Raw genomic sequence first — 24,840 nt, 5'->3', positions numbered from 1 at the left:
ATGAACGCACATGCAGGCACGGTCCGCGGCAAAGAGCGCTATCGCTCCGGCGTGATGGAGTACAAGCGCATGGGCTATTGGGAGCCCGACTACACGCCAAAGGACACCGACGTCATCGCGTTGTTCCGGGTGACTCCGCAGGAGGGCGTCGATCCGATCGAGGCCTCTGCCGCGGTGGCCGGTGAGTCCTCGACCGCGACCTGGACCGTCGTGTGGACCGATCGCCTGACTGCGGCGGAGAAGTACCGCGCAAAGTGCTACCGGGTCGATCCGGTGCCGGGCTCGCCGGGTTCGTATTTCGCCTACATCGCCTATGACCTCGACCTGTTCGAGCCGGGCTCGATCGCGAACCTGTCCGCTTCGATCATCGGCAACGTGTTCGGCTTCAAGCCGCTCAAGGCGCTGCGGCTGGAGGACATGCGTTTCCCGGTCGCCTATGTGAAGACGTTCCAGGGGCCTGCGACCGGCATCGTGGTCGAGCGCGAGCGCCTCGACAAGTTCGGCCGGCCGCTGCTCGGCGCAACGGTGAAGCCGAAGCTGGGGCTGTCGGGCCGCAACTATGGCCGCGTGGTCTACGAGGCGCTGAAGGGCGGGCTCGACTTCACCAAGGACGACGAGAACATCAACTCGCAGCCCTTCATGCACTGGCGCGACCGCTTCCTCTATTGCATGGAGGCGGTGAACCGGGCCCAGGCGGCCTCGGGCGAGGTGAAGGGCACCTACCTGAACATCACTGCGGGGACGATGGAGGACATGTACGAGCGTGCGGAGTTCGCCAAGGAGCTCGGGTCGTGCATCGTCATGATCGACCTCGTGATCGGCTACACCGCGATCCAGTCGATGGCCAAATGGGCGCGGCGCAACGACATGATCCTGCATCTGCATCGCGCCGGTCACTCGACCTATACGCGGCAGAAGATCCACGGCGTCTCGTTCCGCGTCATCGCGAAGTGGATGCGCCTCGCCGGCGTCGACCATATCCACGCCGGCACGGTGGTCGGCAAGCTCGAGGGCGACCCCAACACCACGCGCGGCTATTACGACGTCTGCCGCGAGGACTTCAATCCGGCCAAGCTCGAGCACGGCCTGTTCTTCGACCAGTCCTGGGCGAGCCTCAACAAGATGATGCCGGTTGCCTCCGGCGGCATCCATGCCGGCCAGATGCACCAGCTGCTCGACTTGCTCGGCGAAGACGTCGTGCTGCAATTCGGCGGCGGCACCATCGGCCATCCCATGGGGATCGCGGCCGGTGCGATCGCCAACCGCGTGGCGCTGGAAGCGATGATCCTCGCCCGTAACGAGGGCCGCGATTACGTCCATGAAGGCCCGGAGATCCTGGCGAGGGCAGCCGAGACCTGCACGCCGCTGAAGGCGGCGCTCGAGGTCTGGAAGGACGTGACTTTCAACTATCAATCCACCGACACGCCGGACTTCGTGCCGACGGCGCTCGAAACCGTCTAGGGAGACGCAGCATGAAACTCACTCAGGGTTGCTTTTCGTTCCTGCCCGATCTGACCGACGACCAGATCACCAAGCAGGTGCAGTATTGCCTTGGCAACGGCTGGGCGGTGAACATCGAGTTCACCGACGATCCCCATCCCCGCAATACCTATTGGGAGATGTGGGGCCTGCCGATGTTCGACCTACAGGACGCCGCCGGCGTGATGATGGAGCTCGCGGAGTGCCGCAGGGTGTACGGCGACCGCTACATCCGCATCAGCGGCTTCGATTCCAGCCACGGCTGGGAATCGGTGCGGATCTCCTTCCTGGTCAACCGGCCGCCGAAGGAGGCCGAGTTCGAGCTGGTGCGGCAGGAGGTCGGCGGCCGGGCGATCCGTTACACCACCGTGCGCAAGCACGCCGCGCAGGCGTCAACCTAGGTCATCCGTTTCCGCACGGAGCTCTCCCTGCTCCGGATCCTTGGCGGACCAACTGCTTCGCCGCCTCCCTCGCGGCGAAGCCCTTTTTTCGAGGTCCTTATGCTCGATGTGCCCCACGCAACCACGACTGAGCCCAGCGAGACCCAATTCGATCTCCGCAAGGAGGCCGAAGCGGCCGGGATCACCGACACGCTGCAGCAACTGGATCAGGAGCTGGTCGGATTGAGGCCGGTGAAGAACCGCGTGCGCCAGATCGCCTCGCTGCTGCTGATCGAACGTATCAGGCAGCGTGCGGGCCTGGCCTCGGCGCCGCCGACGCTGCACATGTCGTTCACCGGCAATCCCGGCACCGGAAAGACCACGGTCGCGCTGCGCATGGCCAGGATTCTGCACGGGCTCGGCTTCGTGCGGCGCGGGCAGGTGATCTCGGTGACGCGCGACGACCTCGTCGGCCAATACATTGGTCACACCGCGCCGAAGACGAAGGAGATCCTGAAGAAGGCGATGGGCGGCGTGCTGTTCATCGACGAGGCCTATTACCTGCACCGGCCCGACAATGAGCGCGACTACGGCCAGGAGGCGATCGAGATCCTGCTCCAGGTGATGGAGAACCAGCGCGAGGATCTCGTCGTGATCCTCGCCGGCTATGGCGAGCGCATGACGAGCTTCTTCGCCTCCAATCCCGGCTTCCGCTCGCGCATCGCCCACCACATCGAATTCCCGGACTATGCGGAGGACGAACTGCTCGTCATCGCCGAGCTGATGCTGAAGGAGCGGGGCTATCGCCTCTCGGCGTCGGCGCGCGAGGCGTTCGAGAAATACATCGCACTGCGCCGGACCCAGCCGTTCTTCTCCAATGCGCGGTCGATCCGCAACGCGGTCGACCGCATCCGCCTGCGGCTGGCCGATCGCCTGGTGTCCGATCTCGACCGCATGCTCGATGTCGCCGATCTCGAAACCATCGATCCCATGGATGTCCTGGCGAGCCGCGTCTTCAGCGGCGGCGCGGATGCGCGGAGTGCAAAGCCATGACCGGAGAGATCGTCGTCGCTCCCTCGATCCTGGCTGCGGATTTCGCGCGCCTCGGCGAGCAGATCGCGGCAATCGACACGGCCGGCGCCGACTGGATCCATTGCGACGTCATGGACGGACATTTCGTGCCGAACATCAGCTTCGGCGCCGATGTCATCAAGGCCATCCGGCCGATGACGAAGAAGATCTTCGACGTGCATCTCATGATCGCGCCTGTCGATCCCTATCTCGAAGCGTTCGCGAAGGCGGGGGCCGATTTCATCACCATTCACGCCGAAGCCGGCGCCCATCTCGACCGTTCGCTCCAGGCCATCCGTGCGCTCGGCAAGAAGGCCGGTGTCAGCCTGTGTCCCGCCACTCCCGCGAGCGCGATCGAATATGTCCTCGATCGCATCGATCTCGTGCTGGTGATGACGGTCAATCCAGGATTTGGCGGTCAGTCGTTCCTCGAATCCCAGCTTCCGAAGATCGAACGTATCAAGGCCATGATCGGCGACCGGCCGATCAGGCTCGAGGTCGACGGCGGCATCACGCGCGACAATGCCGCTGCGGTGGCGGCGGCCGGCGCCGATACGCTGGTGGCAGGTTCCGCGGTGTTTCGCGGCAAGAGCGTCGCCGACTATGCCGCAAACATCGAGGCCATTCGCATTGCTGCCGAGACGGGACGGGTTCGAAAACGGCAGGATAGTTCGGCGCAACCGATGCGCGTCGGCGAGGCTGCGCGCATCCGGTAGATTACGGAGGTGCAGCACGCGCGCGCGGCCTCCTCTCCGGGGTCCTACGGAGAATTGATCGCGAATCCGCAGCCGCTTTCATGCCGAGGTAACCAACGGTGTCGAAGCCGGCTCCCGATTAACGACGACGCAATGCGCCGCTCCACAATCTGTGGTTCAAGAACTGCAGAGAGCGCGTGGGATGCACATTCAATACCTTCACTGGAATGCTGCCCATGGTTGGCGCGGAGCGAATGCCCTGCGCGAGCCCGCCCAGCTCGTGCTCTATTTCGGCAGTCGTGAGGGACTGGAAAGCGGCGAGCGCTATCGCGAGCTGCGCGGCCTCTATCCCGACGGCCATATCGTCGGTTGCAGCGCCGGTGGGCAGATTCACGGCGATGACATCAGTGACGACGAAGTCGTTGCCGTCGCCCTGCGTTTCGAGCGCACGCAGGTGCGGCTTGCGAGCGAGATCGTTGCGTCACGCGACGACTCGCGAGCCTGCGGCGAGCGGATCGCCCGGCAATTGGCGGCTCCCGATCTGGCAGGCCTCTTCGTTCTGTCCGACGGGCTGGTGGCCAATGGGAACGAACTGGTTGCCGGCATCAACGGGATCGTCGGACCGGACTTGCCTGTCACGGGCGGGCTCGCGGCCGACGCCACCAAATTCGAACACACCCTGGTCGGGGTTGATGGCGAGCCGGTGCCCAACCGCATCGCCGCCATCGGCTTCTACGGCGCGTCCTTCCGCTTCGCGCATGGCTGCGCCGGCGGATGGGACGTATTTGGTCCGAGCCGAAAGGTCACGAGATCCGAAGGGTCCGTGGTGATGCAGCTCGACGGTGAACCGCCGCTCGACCTCTACACCCGTTACCTCGGCGAGGAGGAGGCCGCGGCAATGCCGGGTTCGGGACTCGCCTTCCCGATGCGCATTCATGACGAGGCCGAGCCGGATCGGCAGATCGTGCGCTCCGTTTTCGCAGTGGATCGCAATGCCCGCAGCCTGACCTTCGCCGCCGACATTCCCGAGGGATGCACCGCGCAGTTGATGCGCGCCAATTTCGACAGTCTCGCCGCAGGTGCCGGCGAGGCCGGCCGGCAGGCGCGCAGCGCACTCGCGGACGAGATTGCCGGGGACAAGCTTGCGATCCTGGTGAGCTGCACCGGCCGCCGCAGGGTGATGGGGCAGCGCACCCAGGACGAGCTGGATGCCGTTGCGGCCGAGCTCGGCGATGATGTCGTCCGGATCGGATTCTACTCCTACGGCGAGATCGCGCCGCCGGCCGCGTCCGGCCGCTGCGAACTGCACAACCAGACCATGACCGTCACCGTGATCGCGGAGGCGGCGGCGTGACCATGCATCGGCTACTCGCCAGACAGATCCGGCAGTCGACGGACGAATCCGGCAAGGTCGATCTGACCAAGCTCGGCGAGCTCGTCAGCGCGGCCTACGAGGAGAGCGATGGCGATCGTCGCAGCACCGACCGTGCGATCAAGCTGATGATCGAGGAGCTCGAACAGACGCATAAGCGTGCCGAACAGGATCTGGGGCGGGCGCGCGAATTCCTCGACAGCATCATCGAGAATATTCCGATCGCGGTGTTCGCCAAGGATGCGAAGGACTCCCGCTACATTCTGCTCAATCGCGCCGGCGAAGAATATTACGGAATGCCGCGCGAGGAGATGCTGGGCAAGACGCCGGAACAGATCTTTCCGGACAAGATCGCCCGCGTCGTCAACGAGCAGGATCGCCGTGTCGTCGACAGCGGGACGCCGATGTTCCTCGAGGGGCATCTGCTCGAAGTCGGCGTCAAGGGCCGCGATCGTCTGGTCAATTCGCGCAAGCTGCTGATCAGGGACGGCGGCGGCGCGCCGCAATATCTGGTCGGCGTGATCGAGGACGTCACCGAGAGGATCACGAACGAGGCGCGGATCAGCCATCTTGCACATCATGATGCGTTGACCGACCTGCCGAACCGCAGCGCCTTCAACGCCGCGCTTGGCGAGCGGTTGGAGCAGGCGCAGGAGGCGGCGACCAGTTTTGCCGTGCTCAGCCTCGATCTCGACCGCTTCAAGGAGGTCAACGACGTGTTCGGTCACCCCGTCGGCGACATGCTGATGCGGGCGGCGGCGGACCGGCTTGCCGCGGAAGCCGACGGCGCCTTCGTGGCCCGTATCGGCGGCGACGAGTTCATGATCCTGATGCCGGACGACATCAACCGCGAGGACGTTCTGGGCCTCGCCGAACGGCTGGTCGAGACGATCGGCACGGAGCTCGAGGTCGACGATTATCTGCCCCATGTCGGGCTCAGCGTCGGCATCGCGTTCTATCCGGATGACGGCGTGAATGCCGCCACGCTGCTCGCCAACGCCGATTCGGCGCTCTATCGTGCCAAGCGCGAGGGCAGGGGGCGCGTCCGCGTCTTCGAATCCGAGATGGATCAGGAGTTGCGCGACCGCAGGCTGTTGCAGCACGATCTGCGTCAGGCGCTCGAGCAGAACCAGTTCCTGGTCTATTTCCAGCCGCAGGCGCGGGTGGATGGCGAGGTCATCGGCTTCGAGGCGCTGCTGCGCTGGAATCATCCGACGCGGGGCTTCGTGCCGCCGGACCAGTTCATTCCGCTGGCCGAGGAGAACGGGCTGATCGTCGAGATCGGCGAATGGGTCTTGCGCGAAGCGTGCCGCGAGGCGGCATCCTGGCCGCGTCCGTTGCAGGTCGCCGTCAATTTGTCGCCGGTCCAGTTCCAGGCCGGCGATCTCGAACGTTCGATCCACCAGATCCTGCTGGAAACGGGGCTGACGCCGACGCGGCTCGAGGTCGAGATCACCGAGGGCGTGCTGATCGGCGATTTCAACCGCGCACTCAATCTGCTGCGGCGGCTGAAAGCGCTCGGCGTCCGCATCGCGATGGACGATTTCGGCACCGGCTATTCCTCGCTGTCCTATCTGCAGTCGTTCCCGTTCGACAAGATCAAGATCGATCGGGGCTTCATCTCCAATCTCGAAGCGACGCCGCAATCGGCCGAGATCGTCCGTGCGGTGCTGAGCCTCGCGCACGCCCTGCATATCCCGGTCATTGCCGAGGGGGTGGAGACGGAAGCGCAGCGCGCCTTCCTGGCGCGCGAGGCCTGCGAGGAGATGCAGGGCTATCTGGTCGGCCGGCCCGACCTGATCGAACGTTATCTCGACCTGGTCGGGGTGACCGTGGAGCGCCGGCTCTACGCTTGAGCCGTCGGACCTCGGTTCCCCGCGTCAGCCGCTGCCCGTTTGGAACTTTGGGCCGGATATATATTTCCTAAACAACGAGGCGAGGCCAGGCGCGCGCGACGGGCGCAGCAAATCTTTTGCACAACCGCCATCGGCCTGACGCAAATTGGAGTAATAAGCTCAGGGAGTGCGAGGGAGGGTCTCATGGAGAACGTACGTCGCTACCGGGCGCTGGCGTCCCTCTGTCGTCAGCAGGCGGCCTACCGGCCGCTCCAGAACTGGCAACTGCTCGGCCAGGCCGAACATTTCGAATATCTTGCCGAGGTCGCGCTCAAGGCGCATTTCGACGCGTGCAACCTGAAGCACGACGAGGCCGCCGAGCCGCCCGCGACCTGGGAGACCCCGGTCGCGGCCTGACGGCGCCCGTCAGCCTCAATGCGACATCAGCGTCGGCACCGTCATGGCTTCCAGCATGGCGCGGGTGACGCCGCCGAGAACGCGTTCCTGCAAGCGCGAATGGCCGTAGCCGCCCATCACCAGCAGATCGAGGGACTCATCGGCCGCCAGGGACAGGATGGTCGGCTGGATGTCGGCGCGCGTCGCCGTCAGGCTGACCGTGCGGGTCGACAGTCCGCGCCGGCCGAGATGCCTTGCGAGATTGTTCGCTGAAGCCTCGTCCGAGACCGCCTTGGCTTCGTTGACGGTGATGATCACGACCTCGTCGGCGCGCGCCAGGAACGGAGCGGCGTCGTGCACGGCGCGGGCCGCGACGCGGCTGCCGTCCCAGCAGATGCCGATCCGCCCCGCCGTGAACGCGCCGTGGAAGGTGTAGGGCAGGAACAGCACCGGACCGCCCGACTGGAACAGGATCTCGCCCGGCACGTCGTTGTCGAACGAGCCGTGCGCCGGCTCGGGCTGAAGCACGACGCTGAGGTCGTGCAGTCGCGCCATCTCGCCGAGCGAGCCGGCCGCATCGACCGGGATCGCGCCGAGCGGGCGGCAGGCGTAGGCGATGCCGGCGTTCGCCGCTTCGATTTCGAACACCGAGAGCGCGGCCTCGGCCCGCTCCACGGCGCGCTCGCGTTCGAGCTCGAACACGGCGGCGACCGCGGCGCCGCCCTCCATCACGTAGGCTGCACTGGTCGCGACATAGCCGACCGCGACCGCGTCGAGATGGGCGTTGAACTGCGCCGCCAGCGAAATCGAGCCATCGATCGCGGAGCGCATGGGACGTTCGGTGGGGATGTGAACGAGAATATCTTTGTACATGGGGCGCCTCCGATGAACATCATCCGGTGGCCGCAGTGTTTCACTGCCTGCAAGACCCGCGTTGAGCTGCATCAAATGCGAGGGACGCACCTTGCCGCAGCCGAGCCCGCTCGCATGTTCTTTGCCAAGATTTAATCGGATGGACGGGACACCGTAAGGTGAGGATGTCCATGTTGGAGGCAAGGCGACATCCTATCCAACATGGACATTTCGACATGAACGATCGCGCCAATTCCGACACCCCGACGTCCCGCAAGATCTTGAGGCCGCGCCGGCTCGCGCTGCTCGGCACCGTCGCCGCGCTCGGCGTGGCCGTGCTGGCGGCCTCTCCCGGCTCTTCGAAGTTCGGTCCGGGTTCCTTCATCGCACCGGCCCAGGCCGCGGAATCCGCCGCGACCCCGCCGGGCTTCGGCGACCTCGTCAGCAAGGTCAAGCCCGCCGTCATCTCGGTGCGGGTCAGGATCGACCAGGACAACGACCAGAGCGCCATGCTGCAACAGAACCGGATGGACCAGGACGAGCAGACGCCGTTCGACCAGTTCTCGCGGCAGTTCGGCTTCCGCTTTCCGGGCGGCCCGAACGGCATGCCGCGCCAGCGCCATCAGATGATCACCGGCGAAGGCTCCGGCTTCTTCATCTCCGCCGACGGCTATGCCGTGACCAACAACCACGTCGTCGACCACGCCGCCTCGGTGCAGGTGACGATGGATGACGGCAAGAGCTACACCGCGAAGGTCGTCGGCACCGATCCGAAGACCGATCTCGCGCTGATCAAGGTCGACGGCAAGACGGACTTTCCGTTCGTCAAGTTCTCCGACCAGAAGCCGCGCATCGGCGACTGGGTGGTTGCGGTCGGCAATCCCTTCGGTCTCGGCGGCACCGTGACGGCCGGCATCGTCTCGGCCAGTGGCCGCGACATCGGCAACGGTCCGTATGACGACTTCATCCAGATCGACGCGCCCATCAACAAGGGCAATTCCGGCGGTCCGGCCTTCGACATGAGCGGCAACGTGATCGGCGTGAACACCGCGATCTTCTCGCCCTCCGGCGGCTCGGTCGGCATTGGCTTCGACATTCCGGCCTCGACCGCAAAGCTCGTCGTCGCGCAGCTGAAGGACAAGGGTGCGGTGACCCGCGGCTGGCTCGGCGTGCAGGTGCAGCCGGTGACATCGGAGATCGCCGACAGTCTCGGCCTGAAGGAGGCGCGCGGCGCCATCGTCGACAATCCGCAGGATGGCAGCCCGGCGGCGAAGGCGGGCATCGCGGCGGGTGACGTCATCACCGCCGTCAACGGCACGCCGGTCAGGGACTCCCGCGATCTCGCGCGCACCATCGCAACGCTCGCCCCCGGCAGCTCGGTGAAGCTCGACGTCTTCAGCAACGGCGGGACCAAGACGCTGACCCTCGCCCTCGGCGAGTTGCCGAACGAGCGGCAGGCCAAGGCAAACGGCGGGGCCGACGAGGGCAGGGGACAGCCGAACGCCGGCACACCGCGTCTCGGTCTCGGCCTGGCGCCGGCCGGTGAGGTCCAGGGCGCCGGCCAGAAGGGCGTCGTCGTCACCGAAGTCGATCCGCAAGGGCCGGCGGCGCAGCGCGGCATCCAGACCGGCGACGTCATCCTCAATGTCGGCGGCAAGGCCGTCGCCAATGTCGGCGACGTGCGCGCGGAGCTGACGCAGGCCAAATCGTCCGGCAAGCGCAGCGTGCTGCTGCAGGTCAAAAGCGCGGAGGCGACGCGGTTCGTCGCGGTGCCGCTCGCCTGAGGCGAACGACCATTCCTCTCCATTCAAAAGGGCGACCCTCGGGTCGCCCTTTCCTTTCGCCTTCAAGCTCGCGGCGGGCCCCCGATAACATTCTCGTTAACGGCAGAGATGGTGACCCGCTTCATACGAAAAAGCCGTGTTCGCCGCTCAGAGTTCCGTGTCGCGCAACCTTCTGCGGCAATGACGCCGCACAGACAGGGTTGCAAGCGTGGAACTTCGAACTTCCGCCCGCTTTGTGGAACTGGCCGGTGGTTCGGATTTGATCGGTGCCGACATGGATCGATTGAAGCTCTCGCTGAGGGGGGCGCTGCTTGCGGCGCCATTCGTGCTCTGGGGCGGCAACGCGCTCGGCCGTGATGACGGCCGCTACGCGGACTCGCCGCTCAAGCCCTGGTTCGACAGCCTGCGCAGCCATCTCGGGCCGTGCTGCTCGGATGCCGATGGCTTTGCCGTCGCCGATCCCGACTGGGATTCGCACAACGGGCACTATCGCGTGCGTCTCGACGGGGAGTGGGTCGAAGTGCCTGATGAAGCCGTCATCACCGAGCCGAACCGCGCCGGCCGCACCATGGTGTGGCCGGTGAAGACCGCGTTCGGGGTTTCGATCCGCTGCTTCATGCCGGGCAGCATGATCTGAGATCAGTCAGCGTCAACGCTTGCTGGATTTGCGCTTCGACGATTTCCTGGCTGTCTTCCTGGCCGTCCTCTTCTTGGCCGCCTTCTTCTTCGCGGCCTTCTTCGCTGTTTTCTTGGGGACCTTCTTGCCCTTCTTGCGTGCCTTCGACAGTCCGATCGCGATCGCCTGCTTGCGACTCTTCACGCGTCCGCCACGGCCTTTGCGACCGCTCTTCGCCGTGCCCTTCTTGTATCGCCGCATCTCGCTTTCGACATCGCTGCCGGAGCTGCGCGAGTAGCGGCGCTTCTTTGCCTTGCGTGCCATGCATATTCTCCCTTGGCCGGGGGAGAACCATTCGACGCGGGCATCGTTCCGAAAAGGCGTAGCAGGTTGCGGGCGCAAACCTAGAAGGAATTCGCCAGCTCGATCTCCGCTTCCAGCACCCGGATGCGCCGTGCAGCTTCAGTGAAGGACAGATCGCGCGCAAATTGTGCGGGCTGATAGGCCTCTTCACTCAGCCGTTTCAGCTTCAGCCCCTGCGCCCGGGTCATCTGCTCGGCGAGAAAGACCCTGGCGTTGAATTGACCTTGAACCTGCATCTGACATCTCCCTCCTGAATTCCTGGCTTGACTATATGTTCTTATTTTGTTCTAACAAGCCATGGACAACAGAATTAATGAAATTCGACGCAAAATCAGCGCCTTGAGACTGGAAATGGCCGGCGCCGAGGCGGCCGTGCGCGCTTCCATCGACAGCGATCGCGATTGCACCGAGAAGGCCCTGGCGCAGATGGAGCTGCGCCGGAAGATCAATCTTCTGATCGGCGAGTGGAAGGCTGCCGGCGGCGGCGATGTCCTGCCTGACGTCCGCAACCCGGTTCGCCTTCATTTCGTGAAGACCGTCGGCAGGTCCGGGCGCGCGATCTCGCGGCGCTGAACCGTCGAGGAGGGGGAGGCGTCGTGGAGGACGACCCGGACGCTTACCGGATCCTGCGGTTACGCGCTGAGATTCTCGAACTCGGCTCTGCCATCCGGCAATTGCAGCGTGCGGGTCTCGATGATGCCGCGGCCCAGCTTCTGATCGGACGTAAGCGGGCGCAGCTCGAGCAACTCGTGAAGACGGACTCTGCAAGCCGCGGGCTCAGCCTCGGAATGCGTCGACCGCAATGAGCTGACGCCGGCGTCCGCCGATGCCGCGTGCGAGCCGACAATCATCACGACATCAAAGGCCCCGCGTTGCCGCGGGGCCTTTGGTGGCAGTGGCATGAGCTCACTTGGTGTTGCTCATGCCCTTGCTGTTCTGGTTCGTCATGGTGCCACCCTGGTCTGAACCGGGACCCGAACCGCCCTGGCCTGAGGGATCTGCGCCCTTCGACGCCTTGGTGTTGGCGCCGGTGGTCTGCGACGACGACATCGAAGAACCATGTTTGGCCTTGTGCGACTTGGCCTGCGCGGCGAGCGGCGCGGCGGCAAGGCCGGTGGCCAGCATTGCGGTGAGAACGAGCTTGGTCGTTGTCATGCGGAGGAACTCCCTGAGTTAAATTGACGCAGGCAGCCAACCGACATTTGGCGCTGGAGTTCCTCACAAAGGTTCTGCCGCGCTTCACCATGCTTCAAGATTGCTTGTCCTCGACGAGGATGAACACGACGCCGGTGAGGGTCGCGCCGATCGCGAACGTCGTCACCAATGTGAGGGCAAAGACAGTCGCGGCCTGGCTTCCGCCGTGATTGAGCAGGCTGGCGACGGCGGGATTGCAAAGGATCAGTACGAGACCGAAGACGAGGCCGAGGGCCGCGCCCATCATGGCATGCGTCATCAGCTTGATGAGGCCTCTCGCAGAGATCAGGTCGTGCGACTTTCTTGCGCGCATGGGAACCATATCCCGATCTGACGTGCAACGCCCGCGCGATTTGCCGGTTCCAAACGAATGAAGGAATTGTCATCTTCGGCTTCATCGGGCGTTCATGCCGGGCTTGCGAGGATGGGCACGTCAAACGGGAACATTCGCTATGGGTAAGGTTGTCTTTCTTTACCGCTCGCTGGCCTACCGCAACGCGGCCGCGGACATTCTGCGCAAGGCGCGCAAGCTACCGCGCGGCGCGGAGCGAAGCGCGGCGCGACGCTACGCCCGGGCGCTCCGCGATCTCGCCTGTACGGAGGCCTGGCTCGAAGGCCGGGTCGCGCGCGAACCGCGGGCGGCGCGACGGATGATGGCGTCCGGCTAAGCTCTTTGCCTTCCGGTCTCGCCGGAAGGCACGGCTCGCTTCCCTCGTGCTGCCGCGGTCTCGATGCGACCATTCGCTCGAAAACGTCTAACCCGATGCGCGCTGCAATTCCGCGGAGCTGGCATCCTCGAACTTGCCGGATGCGCTCGTCGCCGACGTCTTGCGTGTCAACGGCACCTCCAGACGGCATAACAGGCCTTCAGCTCGCCAGTCGAACTGTGCTTGTCCACCAAGCTGCGACTCGACGCTCGCAAGCAGGCTCCGCGTGCCGAAGCCGCGGGATTTCGGCGTCATGACGAGCGGACCGCCGGATTCCTCCCAGCTCAGCGTCAGCAACTGGTCCTCGACCTGCCAGCCGATCGCGAGCCGTCCCGACCGGGTCGAGAGCGCGCCGTACTTGGCCGAGTTGGTGAACAGCTCGTGCAGCGCGAGCGCCAAGGTCTGGGCCGTCGTCGGCAGCAGCTGGACCTTGGGCCCCGCCAATACGATCTGGCCGCCGAGCGAGTAGGGCGCAAGCTCCTCGTCGATCAGCCTGGAGAGCTCGGCGCCCTGCCAGCTCGACAGCGACAGGATGGTGTGCACGCGCGCGAGCGCATTGATGCGGCCCTCGACGGCGCTGACATAGGCCTTGACCTCGTCGGCACGGGTGAGGCGCACGATCGACTGCGCCAGCGCCAGCGCATTCTTGGCACGATGATCGACTTCCCGTGCCAGCAGGTTCTGCCGTTCCTCGGCACGCTTGCGTTCGGTGATGTCCACGGTGACGCCGCTCACGCGCACGACCCGGCTGTTGTCGTCCACCGTCGCCGCCGCCGTGCCGACGCACCAGCGCACCTCTCCGTCGGGCCGAATGATGCGGAATTCGGTCTCGTAGGCCCGCGTGCCTTTGTTGAACTCGGCAATCGCCTTGCGCAACTGATCGACGTCATCGGGATGCAGCAGCGCCTGAACGTTGGGCGGGTTGACCTCGAAGCTCTCGGGGCTGACGCCAAAGATGCGATACTGCCCCTCGTCCCACATCCAGTCGCCGCTGATCCAGTCCCAGTCCCAGGAGCCCATCTTGCCGGCGGCGATCGCCATGCTGCGCCGCTGCTCGCTCTCGCGCAGCTTCGCGGTGGAGTTTTCCAGTTCCGCCGTGCGTGCGCGGACGCGATCCTCAAGCTCCTGGTTCAGCCGTTCGAGCTCGCGGGTCTTGCGGTAGAGTTCGCAGAACACCTTGATCTTGGCACGCAGCACCTCCGGCACGACCGGGACCGGCACGTAGTCGACCGCGCCCATCTCGTAGCCGCGCAACCGGTCGATGTCGCTGACCTGGATGGCGGAGATGAAGATCATCGCGGTCTTCTGGAAGCGCGGATGCTCGCGGATCATCGCGGCGAGCTCGAAGCCGTCGAGCTCGGGCATGCAGACGTCGACCAGGATCACCGCGATCTCGGTCTTGAGCAGCACCTCCAGCGCCTCGCGTCCGGACGAGGCGATGACGAGGTTCTCGTCGAGATCCTTCAAGATCACCTCGTAGGCGAGCAGCTTGGCCGGCTGGTCGTCGACGAGGAGGATGTTGACCTTTTCGTGGTCCATTCGCGGATCCAAACTCAGCGGTGCAGCCACATGCGGATCGCAAGCAGCAATTGATCGGTGTTGACGGGTTTGGCGAGATAGTCGGACGCGCCGGCCTCCAGGCATTTTTCGCGGTCGCCCTTCATCGCCTTGGCGGTCAGTGCGATGATCGGAAGGCGGGCGAAGGCCGGATTTTCGCGAATGACGCCGATGGTCTGATAGCCATCCATCTGCGGCATCATGATGTCCATCAGCACGATGGCGATCTCCGGGTTGGATTCGACCAGGGTCACCGCCTCGCTGCCGGTCGTCGCCGTCAGCACCTTCATGCCGCGCCGTTCCAGCACGCTCGACAGCGCGAAGATGTTGCGGGCGTCGTCGTCGACGAGCAGCGCGGTCTTGCCGATCAGATCCTCGTCGGAACTGTTCAGCTTCTCCAGCATGCGCTGCTTCTCGAGCGGAAGTTCCGTGATGACGCGGTGCAGGAACAGCGCGGTCTCGTCGAGCAGCCGCTCCGGCGATTCCACGCCCTTCACCACGATGCTGCGCGCCATGGTGTGGAGTTCCGCGTCCTCCTCCGCCGAAAGCTCGCGGCCGGTGAAGACGACGACCGGAACGTTCGACAGCGCCTCGTCGTTGCGGATCTGGTCCAGCACCTCGAAGCCGCTCATGTCGGGCAGGCGGAGGTCGAGCACCACGCAGTCGCAGGGCGCCTCGCGCAGCGTCGAGAGTGCGCCGGCACCGGTGTCGGTCGTGACGATTTCGATGTCGTCGTGATGCAGCAGCTCGCGGATCGAGAGTTGCTCGGCCTCGTTGTCCTCGACGATCAGGAGCCGTTTGCGTCGCGGCCTTGCATATTCCTTGATCTGGGTCAGCGCGGCCGAAACGCCTTCGGTCGTCGTCGGCTTGTTGACGAAGGAGAACGCGCCGCGCGCCAGCGCATGTTGGCGGTCCTCGTCGAGCGTGATGATCTGCACCGGGATGTGGCGGGTCAGCGGATTGTGCTTGAGCTGGCTCAGCACGGTCCAGCCGAGCATGTCGGGCAGGAACACGTCGAGCGACACGGCGCGCGGCTGGTATTGCTTGGCGAGCTCCAGCGCCTCGGCGCCGAGGGCGGCGACCAGGACCTTGAAGCCCTTGTCGCGCGCGAGGTCGACCAGCACGCGCGCATAATGCGGGTCGTCCTCGACGATCAGGAGAATGCTGTCGCCGGGTTCGAGGTTGAGCCGGTCGTCGGGAAGCTGCTCGATGACGCGCTGCTGTTCGGGGGCGGCGGGCTGCAGCGCCGGCGGCTGCCCATGCAGCTGCGGCGCGGGCGCGGTGCGCGGTGCCAGCGTCGGGCCGGAATATTTGAGCGGCAGATAGAGCGTGAAGGACGAGCCCTTGCCCGGCGAGCTGCGCAGATGGATCTCGCCGCCGAGCAGGCTGGCGAGCTCGCGGCTGATGGCGAGGCCAAGACCGGTGCCGCCGTATTTGCGGCTGGTGCCGGCGTCGGCCTGCTGGAACGCCTCGAAGATCAGCTTCTGCTTCTCCAGGGGAATGCCGATGCCTGTGTCGGACACCTCGAACGCGATCACGGCCGGGGCGGAGTTCAGCACCGGGTGATCCGTTCCCCAGCCGCCGAGCGCGCCGGTCACCTTGAGGCGCACCTCGCCTTCGGCGGTGAACTTGAAGGCGTTGGAGAGCAGGTTCTTCAGGACCTGTTGCAGACGCTTGGAATCGGTGACGATGCTGCGCGGCAGGTTCGGATCGATGTCGATCTTGAACGACAGATCGCGATTGTCCGCCTCGTGCCGGAACGGGCGCCCGACGGTTTCGAGCAGGTTCGCGGTCAGGATTTCCTCGGCGTCGACCGTCACCGTGCCGGACTCGATCTTGGACAGGTCGAGAATGTCGCTGATGAGATTGAGCAGGTCGGTGCCAGCGCCGTGGATGGTGCGGGCGAACTCGACCTGCTTGGCCGAGAGGTTGCCGTCCGGATTGTCGGTGAGCTGCTGTCCCAGGATCAGGATCGAGTTCAGCGGCGTGCGCAGCTCGTGGCTCATATTGGCGAGGAATTCGGACTTGTACTTCGAGGTCAGCGCAAGCTCGGTCGCCTTTTCCTCCAGGGCGCGGCGGGCCTGCTCGATCTCCTGGTTCTTGCGTTCGACCTCGACGTTGCGCTCGGCGAGCTGCTGTGCCTTCTGCTCGAGCTGGTCGTTGGTCTGCTGCAATTCGCGCTGCTGGGTCTGAAGCTCGCCGGCGAGCTGCTGCGACTGCTTGAGCAGGCCTTCGGTCTGCATCGTCGCTTCGATCGAATTGAGCACGATGCCGATGGAGTCGGTGAGCTGCTCCAGGAACGTCATCTGCGAGGTGGTGAAGGAGACGAGCGAGGCGAGCTCGATCACGGCCTTGACCTGGCCCTCGAACAGCACCGGCAGCACCACGAGGTTCTTCGGTGCGACGCGGAACAGCGCCGAGTTGATCGGCACCACGTCGGATGGAATGTCGGCGATCACGCGCGGCCGCTTGTCGAGCGCGCACTGGCCGATCAGGCCGTCGCCGAACTGCAGCACGCGCTGATAGGGGTAGATGCCGTCGCTGGCGTAGGAGGCCAGCAGCAGCAGCTGCGGATTGTCCTCGCTCTCGACCTGGTAGATCACGCCGGTATGGGCGTTCACCAGCGGCGACAGCTCGGTGAGCAGCAGCCGGCCGACGGTGGTGAGGTCGCGCTGGCCCTGGAGCATGTTGGTGAATTTGGCCAGGTTGGTCTTCAGCCAGTCCTGCTCGGTGTTCACGTCCGTCGTCAGACGGAGGTTCGTGATCATCGTGTTGATGTTGTCCTTGAGCTCGGCGAGCTCGCCGCGGGCATCGACCTGGATCGACGGGGTGAGGTCGCCCTTGGTCACGGCGGTCGCGACCTCCGCGATCGCGCGCACCTGCGAGGTGAGGTTGGCCGCCAGCAGGTTGACGTTGCCGGTGAGGTCCTTCCAGGTGCCGGCGGCGCCCGGCACGTCGGCCTGACCGCCGAGGCGGCCTTCGACGCCGACCTCGCGCGCCACCGACGACACCTGGTCGGCGAAGGTCGCGAGCGTCGCGGTCATGTTGTTGATGGTGTCGGCGAGAGCTGCGACCTCGCCCTTCGATTTCACCGTGAGGTTCTGCTTGAGGTCGCCGTTGGCGACCGCCGTCACCACCTTGACGATGCCGCGAACCTGCTCGGTCAGGTTCGCCGCCATGACGTTGACGGTGTCGGTGAGGTCCTTCCAGGTACCGGCGACACCGGGCACCTGGGCCTGGCCGCCGAGTTCGCCCTCGGTGCCGACTTCGCGCGCGACGCGCGTGACTTCGCCGGCGAAGGCGTTGAGCTGGTCCACCATGGTGTTGATGGTGTTCTTGAGCTCGAGGATTTCGCCCTTCACGTCGACGGTGATCTTGCGCGACAGGTCGCCGCGCGCCACGGCGGTGGTGACTTCGGCGATGTTGCGGACCTGGGTGGTGAGGTTCGCGGCGAGCAGGTTGACGTTGTCGGTGAGATCCTTCCAGGTGCCGCCGACGCCGGGCACGACGGCCTGACCGCCGAGGCGGCCTTCGGTGCCGACCTCGCGCGCCACGCGCGTCACTTCGGCGGCGAAGGAGCGGAGCTGCTCCACCATGGTGTTGAGGGTGTCCTTCAGCAGAAGGATCTCGCCTCGCACGTCCACCGTGATCTTCTTGGAGAGGTCGCCGCCGGCGATCGCGGTTGCGACCTCGGCGATGTTGCGGACCTGGGCCGTGAGGTTCGAGGCCATGAAGTTGACGTTGTCGGTGAGGTCCTTCCAGGTGCCGGCAACGCCGGACACTTCGGCCTGGCCGCCGAGCTTGCCTTCGGTGCCGACCTCGCGGGCGACGCGCGTCACTTCGCCGGCGAAGGCGTTGAGCTGGTCGACCATGGTGTTGATGGTGTTCTTGAGCTCGAGGATTTCGCCCTTCACGTCGACGGTGATCTTGCGCGACAGGTCGCCGCGCGCCACGGCGGTGGTCACCTCGGCGATGTTGCGGACCTGGGCGGTGAGATTGCCCGCCATCGAGTTCACGGAGTCCGTCAGATCCTTCCAGGTGCCGGCGACGCCGGGCACGTTGGCCTGGCCGCCGAGGCGACCTTCGGTGCCGACCTCGCGCGCCACGCGCGTGACCTCGCCCGCGAAGCGGTTGAGCTGGTCCACCATCGTGTTCAGCGTGTCCTTCAGCTGAAGGATCTCGCCGCGCACGTCCACGGTGATCTTGCGCGAGAGGTCGCCGCCGGCGATGGCGGTCGCGACCTCGGAGATGTTGCGGACCTGGGCGGTCAGGTTGCCCGCCATCGAGTTGACGTTGTCGGTGAGGTCTTTCCAGGTGCCGGCGACGCCCGTGACCTGGGCCTGGCCGCCGAGCTTGCCTTCGGTGCCGACTTCGCGCGCCACGCGCGTGACTTCGCCGGCGAAGGCGTTGAGCTGATCGACCATGGTGTTGAGCGTTTCCTTCAGCTGAAGGATTTCGCCCGACACGTTCACGGTGATCTTCTTCGACAAATCGCCCTTCGCGACGGCGGTCGCGACCTCGGCGATGTTGCGGACCTGACCGGTCAGGTTCGAGGCCATCGAGTTGACGCTGTCGGTGAGATCCTTCCAGGTACCGGCAACGCCGCGCACCTGGGCCTGGCCGCCGAGCTTGCCTTCGGTGCCGACCTCGCGCGCGACGCGGGTGACTTCGCCGGCGAAGGCGTTGAGCTGGTCCACCATGGTGTTGATGGTGTCCTTCAGCTCGAGGATCTCGCCGCGCACGTCCACGGTGATCTTCTTCGAGAGGTCGCCGCCGGCAACCGCCGTCGTCACCTCGGCGATGTTACGAACCTGTGCGGTCAGGTTCGACGCCATCGAGTTGACGCTTTCGGTCAAATCCTTCCAGGTGCCGGCGACGCCGAGCACGTTGGCCTGGCCGCCGAGCCGCCCCTCGGTGCCGACCTCGCGCGCCACGCGGGTGACTTCGCCGGCAAAGGCGTTGAGCTGGTCCACCATGGTGTTGAGCGTTTCCTTCAGCTGAAGGATCTCGCCCGACACGTTCACGGTGATCTTCTTCGAGAGGTCGCCGCCGGCGATGGCGGTGGCGACGTCGGCGATGTTGCGGACCTGTGCGGTCAGGTTCGATGCCATGAAGTTGACGTTGTCGGTGAGGTCCTTCCAGGTGCCGGCGACGCCGGGCACTTGCGCCTGGCCGCCGAGCTTGCCTTCGGTACCGACCTCGCGCGCCACGCGCGTAACTTCCGAGGCGAAGGAGTTGAGCTGGTCCACCATGGTGTTGATGGTGTCCTTCAGCTCCAGGATTTCGCCGCGCACGTCCACCGTGATCTTGCGCGAGAGGTCGCCGCGCGCCACGGCAGTCGTCACGTTGGCGATGTTGCGCACCTGCGCGGTCAGGTTGCCGCACATCGCGTTGACGGAGTCGGTCAAGTCCTTCCAGGTGCCGGCGACGCCGGGCACGATGGCCTGGCCGCCGAGCTTGCCGTCGGTGCCGACCTCGCGCGCCACGCGCGTCACTTCGGAGGCGAAGGAGCGGAGCTGGTCGACCATCGTGTTGATGGCTTCCTTGAGCTGGAGGATCTCGCCGCGGACGTCGACCGTGATCTTCTTGGAGAGGTCGCCGTTGGCGACCGCGATCGTCACCTCGGCGATGTTGCGAACCTGGTTGGTCAGGTTGTTCGCCATCGAGTTGACGCTCTCGGTCAGGTCCTTCCAGACGCCGGTCACCTCAGGCACCTGGGCCTGGCCGCCGAGCTTGCCTTCGGTGCCGACCTCGCGCGCCACGCGCGTCACCTCGGAGGTGAACACGCCGAGCTGCTTGATCATGGTGTTGACGATGTTCGCCGACTGCAGGAATTCGCCCCGCAGCGGACGGCCGTCGACGTCGAGCTTGACGGTCTGGAGCAGGTCGCCTTGCGCGACGGCGGCGACTGCGCGCGTCACCTCGCGCGTCGGCCACAGCAAATCGTCGATCAGCGTGTTGACCGAGCCTTCCATGTCGGCCCAGGAACCGGAGGCGAGGCCGAACTTGACGCGTTGCCGGGTCTTGCCCTCGCGGCCCACGACCTGGCCGACCAGCTCGAGCTGCTGCGCCATGCGCTGGTTGGCCGCGATGATTTCATTAAAAGTGTCGGCGATCTTGCCGTCGATGCCGAGATAGTCGCCGCTCATGCGCACCGAAAAATCGCCGCTGCGCATCGCCTGCAGGGCGAGCAGCAGTTCGGCCCGGGAATCCGGATCCGACACACCGTTGGTTTTTGGCTTTGGGACGCGACGACCGGACCGTGATGCAGCTCCGGGATCGAGGTCGCTCATACTGTTTCCCCCGCAGGCGTCGGCCGAATCTTAAGGCAGACGCGTTTGGTCAAAATAGAGCGTCAGCCAAATTCGAAATCAAGCGCCAAGGTACGACGCGAGGAATGGAACCTGCCTTGCTCAGCCCGACGTCAATAACCGCAATCCTATGAAAAGGTTCCACCCGGGTTCCCAAAAAAACTTGCGACGGCGGAGCGCTGCCAATCCAAGTCCTTTCCGGCCTCTGCCGGAACGGAGCGCGGAGCCTCGCGGTTAGCCTGCAAAACAGGAGAAACACTATGAGAGCAGGACTGGCCGCCATCATCGTCGTGCTGTTTGCAGGAACGGCCTTGGCCCAGGGCGGCGCCCCCAGCGGCCGCGGATCCGTGACCGGTGATCCCGCCGCCAGCTCCGCCAACCCAAAGGCGGATACGCCGACCACGGGCTCGGCGGCCCGGTCAAACCCGAGCGGTAGCGGCACGTCGTCGTCGGGCGGCAAGGATGACAATGGCGATGCCGGCCGGGACAAGATGCCGGAGAGCAATCGCACGGTGCGGCCGGAGAGTCAGCAGCATCATCCGAACGACAAGTAGCGGCCTCTACTTGTCCGCCATGGTGCGCTCGGCATCCCTAACCTGCGCGCGCAGCAGCGGCAGTTGCTCGCGCGCGAACGCCGCAAGGGCCGCATTGTCGGGCGCCTTCAGATAGCGTTCGAGCAGGTCGATGGCGGAGTCATATTCGGGAATTTGCGAAGCATAGAAGCTTCGGACGTAAGTGGGTCCGTCCGACGTTTCGGGCTCGACGAGGCTTGCGGCGACGGACGCCGTTTTCCCGGCATGGGGCTCTGCTCCTATGGCGTCCTGAATCGGCTTCAGGGCCTTGTCGCGCTTGGCGGCTTCCTCCGCGCGCAAGGCGGCGAGGTTCTTGACCTCGGCATTGCCCTTCAGATCGGTGCTTTCGAGAAGGCCCTGCTGGAAGCGGCTGAAGTTGTAGAGGCCGCTGATGACGTCGGTCGCGCTCGGCGGACGGCCGAGCGACTTCTGCTCACCGGAGCTGTCGGCAAGCGCTGCGGTGCCGATAAAGGCCAGAACGATCGCGACGGGAATTCGCATCGCGGTCAACTGCCGAGAGCGGCGCGAAGTTCCGGGGAACATTACGATCTGGCAACCGGGTTGCGAGGCGCCAGTTCCGTCCCCACGTCTTATCCATGAAACAGTCCGACATCTTCAGAGACAACGCCGACAATTGTCTTCAGCTCGCCGAGCGAGCCGACGGACAACCCGCTCACAAGCGCTATTCGCGTATGGCGGACGCCTGGAGGGCGCTCGCCCATGAACAGGATTGGCTGGACGGCGAAATCCCGCCCCTGACGGGGCGTTTCCCGCGACCGCAGGACGCGTGAGCGATCTTCGCTTTGTGAACTCGCGTGTGAGCGCGCTCACAGAATGGAAGCAACCCATCCAGCATGATCGGGGACAGTCAATCGCCTTGATTTCGATTCCAGAAGGAGGTTTTGCGATGGCTCCACGTCTGGCTCTTCTTTCACTCGTTCTCGCCTTTGGCGTCTCGGTCGCATTTGCGACGGTAACGACGGTGCGTCAGGTTCATCTGGAGAATACGTCGGCCACGATCCACGCCGCGCACAGCTAGCGCCGCTTCGGAACATTCGCCGCCGTGATGCGTAACCGCTTCGACACATCAGGAGAGGCGAAGGTACATCATGGCCCATTCCGACCACGGCATCGTCAAGGACAAGCGGGCAGAGGATCAGCCGCGCGACAAGCAGCGTGCCCAGACCGTGCACGAGACCGATCCGCAGAAGAGTTCGCCGTCGCGTGAGGCGACGCGCGATCCCAAGTTGAACGACAACAGCAAGACGCCGGGCTCCGGTGCGATGCCCGACGGTTCAAGCGACGCGACAGGGTAGGTTCGGGGAACCAATCCACATGTGACGAGTCGAATGATTGCTTTCGGCTGTCATGCCCCCGGTGCGCCGGAAGCAATCTCCAAGAGCGACCCCGGTACGCCCCGTGCCGGGGTCGTTTGCTTGAGGAGTACGGGTCAGTCCTCGGCGCCGCCCTCGGGGTCCCCTTGGGTATGTCCATCAGGGCCGCGGCCAAACACACCGAAGCTGCTCGATTTCACGCCGGGGCTTGCATCGACGTCAGCTGCGGCGAGGCCGAACTTGAGCAGCTCGCGGACTGCGGCGGCGCGTGTCGGCATGCGATGCTTGAACCGGAAATCGTCAACGGCGGCCAACTCTTCCGGCGAGAGCATGACTTGAAGCCGCTCGGCGCGAAGGTCGTTCATGGTCGATCACGCAAAATGAGTAGGTTGAGTAGGATGCTCAACAAGCCAACTTGTCGCGAGTTCCACAAGAGTCGCGAAAGTTGCCAAATGAGTATAAATAACTAGCAAAATCAATAAGCTATATCGAAACGACTCCCGCGCTGGCGCATTCTCTTGGAGAGGGAGAGACGCCATGACGGACGAAGTCAGGTTGCCCCGAAAGCTCTCCGACGAGCCGGAAGCGCAAAAGCCGGTGCGTCCGAGCCACCAGAAGGTCATCGAACAAGTCGAGCGCTGGGCCAACAGCCCAGGGCTGCAGCCACCGAGGACGGAAGATGCGAAAACGCTCTGAGCCACATACATTCGAACAACGTCTCACCGCGCAGAAGCAGCGGCTGGAGCATGAACTGTCGGGCCTGCCGGATGGACGGCAGCGCGACGGTGTTCTCGCGCGCATCAACCAGCTTCACATCGCTGCAGAGATGCACGGGTACCTGATGCTACGGGACGATGCCGCGGCGTCTCGCTGATGGCCCGATGCGCCCGCTCTGTCGAGGGCGGGATGTGATGCGAAGCTTTCGCCGCAGCCACCATGCCGACACCGCCACAGCCGCCCATACCAGGATGGCAGCGAGGAACGCGCCGGCCGCGCTTGCCGCAATCACGACATGGAACACGAACGCGAAGGCCGCGAGGCCGAGGCTTCCAAGGCCCGCGCCCGCGGCATCGAGCGATGCGGCCTCACGCCCGCGTCTGCGTCCGCTAAGGCCCGCCTTCTCCTTGGCGCGACGTTCATGACTTTCGATCAAGGTCGCGCTGGCGCAGAAGATGGCGGGCAGGGCGAGGAAAAGTCCGCCGACCGAGACGCCGAAACGCGAGCTCACGATCCCCGCCAAAACCGTCGCCAGCCCGCCGAGCAGGAAGCGAACGCCATACTCGTACCATCGCGTCTGTTTCACGGCGGATGAGGACAGCTTCACCAGCATCAGGCCGCACCTCCGAAACCCGCGAGCAGACCGAAGGCGACGAGGAGCCATACAGCAAAGGCGACGATGGTCGCCGGCAATGCGGAGAGACGAAACCTCATCAGGAGCTGGCACACGCCAAGGCTGTAACAGGCGAGCGCAAGGGCGCCGTAGATCATCGTCCAGCTTTCGGCCGCGACATAGGACCGGCCGTGCTGGACGACCGCGATGCTCAGTGTCGCCAGCGCGACCGACGGTGCCGCTCCGAGCAGCCCGGCAAAGCTCTTCGGCCGCAACATGTCGCCAAGGATCGAGAAGACGGAGACGATCAGGCCGCCGACCACGAAGCGCAGGAGATATTCGGTCACGGCCGTATCCGCGGAGCTTCGGGCCGGCGCTTACCAAGGGTAAGGGGCCTCATCAGCCTTTCGACGACGACGCCGAGCGCAAAGCCTGCCACCACGTCGCTGGTCCAGTGCGCAAGCAGGACGATGCGAGTCATCGACAGCGCTATGGCGATGCCGCGCGCCGCCCGTCGCCGGGCCGTCGGCAACAGGCCGGCCGCCGCGGCGAGCGCGCCCATATGCACCGCGTGACCGGAGGGAAACGCGTCGCTGGGCCGCCCCGAGAAAGGGATGCCGCGGCAGTGGCCGGTGACGGTCAGCCGGTCCGGCCGCGTCTGGTCGAACACGGACTTCAGCAGGTGCGGCAGCACGGCCGTCGCCAGCGAGACCGACAGGACGTGATCGGCGAGGCGGCGTTGCTGTGGTCGCCGCAGCCGGGTGTAGAGCCATCCTGCCGCGGCTAGCGCGACCAGCACATGCTCGTCCGCACCCCAGGTCATTGCCTGGGCGGCGTGCTCGAGCCCTGAATTGGTGTGCTCCGCGATCTCGTTCGCGATCGTCGTATCGATCCGGGCGGGTTTGACTGTTACGAGCGCCATCGGTCAGCCGGCGATTTTTCCTCCATGACGGTTTTGTAAAAGCTGGGAGACAAGATCGTTCCCGAGTTGC

Annotated in this window: 29 protein-coding genes; 17 read left to right on the top strand and 12 right to left on the bottom strand. The window is 65.0% G+C overall.

Going from position 1 to position 24,840, the window contains the following annotated elements; translation table 11 throughout:
- From CO669_RS10430 to CO669_RS10400, 7 genes are all read left to right on the top strand, one after another.
- Entirely contained in the window at positions 1 to 1,461 is a 1,461-nt protein-coding gene (locus tag CO669_RS10430; protein WP_097659710.1) for a form I ribulose bisphosphate carboxylase large subunit, read from the top strand.
- Positions 1,462 to 1,472: 11 nt separating this feature from the next.
- Complete coding sequence (locus tag CO669_RS10425) at positions 1,473 to 1,880, top strand: ribulose bisphosphate carboxylase small subunit (protein WP_097659709.1); 408 nt, start codon at positions 1,473 to 1,475, stop codon at positions 1,878 to 1,880.
- Positions 1,881 to 1,979: 99 nt separating this feature from the next.
- On the top strand, positions 1,980 to 2,912 hold the full coding sequence (cbbX, locus tag CO669_RS10420; RefSeq protein ID WP_097659708.1) for a CbbX protein: 933 nt from the start codon (positions 1,980 to 1,982) through the stop codon (positions 2,910 to 2,912).
- Positions 2,909 to 3,646: a ribulose-phosphate 3-epimerase gene (rpe, locus tag CO669_RS10415; RefSeq protein ID WP_097659707.1), complete on the top strand. Its 738-nt coding sequence runs from the start codon at positions 2,909 to 2,911 to the stop codon at positions 3,644 to 3,646. Before cbbX ends, rpe begins: the two co-directional genes overlap by 4 nt.
- Positions 3,647 to 3,827: 181 nt before the next feature.
- A complete protein-coding gene (locus CO669_RS10410) occupies positions 3,828 to 4,979 on the top strand; it encodes an FIST signal transduction protein (RefSeq protein ID WP_097659706.1) in 1,152 nt (383 codons plus the stop codon).
- Complete coding sequence (locus tag CO669_RS10405) at positions 4,976 to 6,853, top strand: putative bifunctional diguanylate cyclase/phosphodiesterase (RefSeq protein ID WP_097659705.1); 1,878 nt, start codon at positions 4,976 to 4,978, stop codon at positions 6,851 to 6,853. Before CO669_RS10410 ends, CO669_RS10405 begins: the two co-directional genes overlap by 4 nt.
- Before the next feature lie 183 nt (positions 6,854 to 7,036).
- Positions 7,037 to 7,249: a hypothetical protein gene (locus tag CO669_RS10400; protein ID WP_097659704.1), complete on the top strand. Its 213-nt coding sequence runs from the start codon at positions 7,037 to 7,039 to the stop codon at positions 7,247 to 7,249.
- Positions 7,250 to 7,264: 15 nt separating this feature from the next.
- Here the strand turns inward: CO669_RS10400 and CO669_RS10395 are convergent, their stop codons facing one another.
- A complete protein-coding gene (locus CO669_RS10395; protein WP_198963935.1) occupies positions 7,265 to 8,101 on the bottom strand; it encodes a universal stress protein in 837 nt (278 codons plus the stop codon).
- A gap of 215 nt (positions 8,102 to 8,316) precedes the next feature.
- On the opposite strand from CO669_RS10395, the gene CO669_RS10390 reads away from it, so the two are divergent.
- Together CO669_RS10390 and CO669_RS10385 are read left to right on the top strand one after the other, a co-directional pair.
- Positions 8,317 to 9,864: a Do family serine endopeptidase gene (locus CO669_RS10390; protein ID WP_198963934.1), complete on the top strand. Its 1,548-nt coding sequence runs from the start codon at positions 8,317 to 8,319 to the stop codon at positions 9,862 to 9,864.
- A gap of 274 nt (positions 9,865 to 10,138) precedes the next feature.
- Positions 10,139 to 10,501 carry a hypothetical protein gene (locus CO669_RS10385; protein WP_097659702.1) on the top strand — a complete coding sequence of 121 codons (363 nt, stop codon included), beginning with the start codon at positions 10,139 to 10,141 and terminating at the stop codon, positions 10,499 to 10,501.
- A gap of 12 nt (positions 10,502 to 10,513) precedes the next feature.
- On the opposite strand, the gene CO669_RS10380 is transcribed toward CO669_RS10385, so the two are convergent.
- Together CO669_RS10380 and CO669_RS10375 are read right to left on the bottom strand one after the other, a co-directional pair.
- Positions 10,514 to 10,804 (bottom strand): DUF6496 domain-containing protein, encoded by a 291-nt coding sequence (locus tag CO669_RS10380; RefSeq protein ID WP_097659701.1) that lies wholly within the window; start codon positions 10,802 to 10,804, stop codon positions 10,514 to 10,516.
- Between the two features lie 80 nt (positions 10,805 to 10,884).
- Positions 10,885 to 11,079 carry a DUF3072 domain-containing protein gene (locus CO669_RS10375; RefSeq protein ID WP_097659700.1) on the bottom strand — a complete coding sequence of 65 codons (195 nt, stop codon included), beginning with the start codon at positions 11,077 to 11,079 and terminating at the stop codon, positions 10,885 to 10,887.
- A gap of 115 nt (positions 11,080 to 11,194) precedes the next feature.
- Between CO669_RS10375 and CO669_RS10370 the strand changes: the two genes are divergently transcribed.
- Positions 11,195 to 11,416 carry a hypothetical protein gene (locus CO669_RS10370; RefSeq protein ID WP_097659699.1) on the top strand — a complete coding sequence of 74 codons (222 nt, stop codon included), beginning with the start codon at positions 11,195 to 11,197 and terminating at the stop codon, positions 11,414 to 11,416.
- 23 nt (positions 11,417 to 11,439) lie between these two features.
- The gene (locus CO669_RS36315) at positions 11,440 to 11,649 is read left to right on the top strand and encodes a hypothetical protein (RefSeq protein WP_097659698.1); all 210 of its coding nucleotides are present in this window, start codon (positions 11,440 to 11,442) and stop codon (positions 11,647 to 11,649) included.
- 100 nt (positions 11,650 to 11,749) lie between these two features.
- On the opposite strand, the gene CO669_RS10360 is transcribed toward CO669_RS36315, so the two are convergent.
- Positions 11,750 to 11,998: a hypothetical protein gene (locus CO669_RS10360; protein ID WP_097659697.1), complete on the bottom strand. Its 249-nt coding sequence runs from the start codon at positions 11,996 to 11,998 to the stop codon at positions 11,750 to 11,752.
- 94 nt (positions 11,999 to 12,092) lie between these two features.
- The gene (locus CO669_RS10355) at positions 12,093 to 12,350 is read right to left on the bottom strand and encodes a hypothetical protein (RefSeq protein ID WP_097659783.1); all 258 of its coding nucleotides are present in this window, start codon (positions 12,348 to 12,350) and stop codon (positions 12,093 to 12,095) included.
- Positions 12,351 to 12,489: 139 nt separating this feature from the next.
- On the opposite strand from CO669_RS10355, the gene CO669_RS10350 reads away from it, so the two are divergent.
- Positions 12,490 to 12,705, top strand: coding sequence for a hypothetical protein (locus CO669_RS10350; RefSeq protein WP_097659696.1), 216 nt, complete (start codon positions 12,490 to 12,492; stop codon positions 12,703 to 12,705).
- Between the two features lie 87 nt (positions 12,706 to 12,792).
- Here CO669_RS10350 and CO669_RS10345 read toward each other — a convergent pair whose 3' ends face one another.
- Positions 12,793 to 14,283 (bottom strand): HWE histidine kinase domain-containing protein, encoded by a 1,491-nt coding sequence (locus tag CO669_RS10345; RefSeq protein ID WP_097659695.1) that lies wholly within the window; start codon positions 14,281 to 14,283, stop codon positions 12,793 to 12,795.
- Between the two features lie 14 nt (positions 14,284 to 14,297).
- Positions 14,298 to 20,594 carry a HAMP domain-containing protein gene (locus CO669_RS10340; protein WP_097659694.1) on the bottom strand — a complete coding sequence of 2,099 codons (6,297 nt, stop codon included), beginning with the start codon at positions 20,592 to 20,594 and terminating at the stop codon, positions 14,298 to 14,300.
- 278 nt (positions 20,595 to 20,872) lie between these two features.
- Between CO669_RS10340 and CO669_RS10335 the strand changes: the two genes are divergently transcribed.
- A complete protein-coding gene (locus CO669_RS10335) occupies positions 20,873 to 21,166 on the top strand; it encodes a hypothetical protein (RefSeq protein ID WP_097659693.1) in 294 nt (97 codons plus the stop codon).
- 6 nt (positions 21,167 to 21,172) lie between these two features.
- Here CO669_RS10335 and CO669_RS10330 read toward each other — a convergent pair whose 3' ends face one another.
- Positions 21,173 to 21,685, bottom strand: coding sequence for a DUF4142 domain-containing protein (locus tag CO669_RS10330; protein WP_097659782.1), 513 nt, complete (start codon positions 21,683 to 21,685; stop codon positions 21,173 to 21,175).
- A 95-nt stretch (positions 21,686 to 21,780) separates the two neighbouring features.
- Between CO669_RS10330 and CO669_RS36310 the strand changes: the two genes are divergently transcribed.
- The 3 genes from CO669_RS36310 to CO669_RS10320 all read left to right on the top strand — a co-directional run bounded on the left by CO669_RS36310 (position 21,781) and on the right by CO669_RS10320 (position 22,500).
- Positions 21,781 to 21,975 carry a hypothetical protein gene (locus CO669_RS36310; RefSeq protein ID WP_097659692.1) on the top strand — a complete coding sequence of 65 codons (195 nt, stop codon included), beginning with the start codon at positions 21,781 to 21,783 and terminating at the stop codon, positions 21,973 to 21,975.
- Positions 21,972 to 22,223 (top strand): hypothetical protein, encoded by a 252-nt coding sequence (locus CO669_RS34950; RefSeq protein WP_143278650.1) that lies wholly within the window; start codon positions 21,972 to 21,974, stop codon positions 22,221 to 22,223. Before CO669_RS36310 ends, CO669_RS34950 begins: the two co-directional genes overlap by 4 nt.
- A 70-nt stretch (positions 22,224 to 22,293) precedes the next feature.
- On the top strand, positions 22,294 to 22,500 hold the full coding sequence (locus tag CO669_RS10320; protein WP_097659691.1) for a hypothetical protein: 207 nt from the start codon (positions 22,294 to 22,296) through the stop codon (positions 22,498 to 22,500).
- A gap of 134 nt (positions 22,501 to 22,634) precedes the next feature.
- Here the strand turns inward: CO669_RS10320 and CO669_RS10315 are convergent, their stop codons facing one another.
- On the bottom strand, positions 22,635 to 22,883 hold the full coding sequence (locus CO669_RS10315; RefSeq protein WP_097659690.1) for a hypothetical protein: 249 nt from the start codon (positions 22,881 to 22,883) through the stop codon (positions 22,635 to 22,637).
- Between the two features lie 172 nt (positions 22,884 to 23,055).
- Here CO669_RS10315 and CO669_RS35940 point away from each other — a divergent pair, with 172 nt between their 5' ends.
- Positions 23,056 to 23,214, top strand: coding sequence for a hypothetical protein (locus CO669_RS35940; RefSeq protein ID WP_198963933.1), 159 nt, complete (start codon positions 23,056 to 23,058; stop codon positions 23,212 to 23,214).
- A gap of 148 nt (positions 23,215 to 23,362) precedes the next feature.
- Here the strand turns inward: CO669_RS35940 and CO669_RS10305 are convergent, their stop codons facing one another.
- From CO669_RS10305 to CO669_RS10295, 3 genes are read right to left on the bottom strand one after another with little or no spacing between them, the layout of a single operon-like run.
- A complete protein-coding gene (locus CO669_RS10305) occupies positions 23,363 to 23,848 on the bottom strand; it encodes a DUF3147 family protein (RefSeq protein WP_097659688.1) in 486 nt (161 codons plus the stop codon).
- Positions 23,848 to 24,195 carry a DUF3147 family protein gene (locus CO669_RS10300; RefSeq protein ID WP_097659687.1) on the bottom strand — a complete coding sequence of 116 codons (348 nt, stop codon included), beginning with the start codon at positions 24,193 to 24,195 and terminating at the stop codon, positions 23,848 to 23,850. The genes CO669_RS10305 and CO669_RS10300 overlap by 1 nt, the downstream gene beginning before the upstream one ends.
- Positions 24,192 to 24,770 carry a phosphatase PAP2 family protein gene (locus CO669_RS10295; RefSeq protein ID WP_097659686.1) on the bottom strand — a complete coding sequence of 193 codons (579 nt, stop codon included), beginning with the start codon at positions 24,768 to 24,770 and terminating at the stop codon, positions 24,192 to 24,194. The genes CO669_RS10300 and CO669_RS10295 overlap by 4 nt, the downstream gene beginning before the upstream one ends.
- Positions 24,771 to 24,840 lie beyond the last annotated feature (70 nt).

The sequence above is a fragment of the Bradyrhizobium sp. Y36 genome (genome assembly GCF_002531575.1).
Classification (GTDB): domain Bacteria; phylum Pseudomonadota; class Alphaproteobacteria; order Rhizobiales; family Xanthobacteraceae; genus Bradyrhizobium.
The sequence above is the reverse complement of the archived record's forward strand: the minus strand, read 5'-3'. Positions and strand labels throughout refer to the sequence as shown.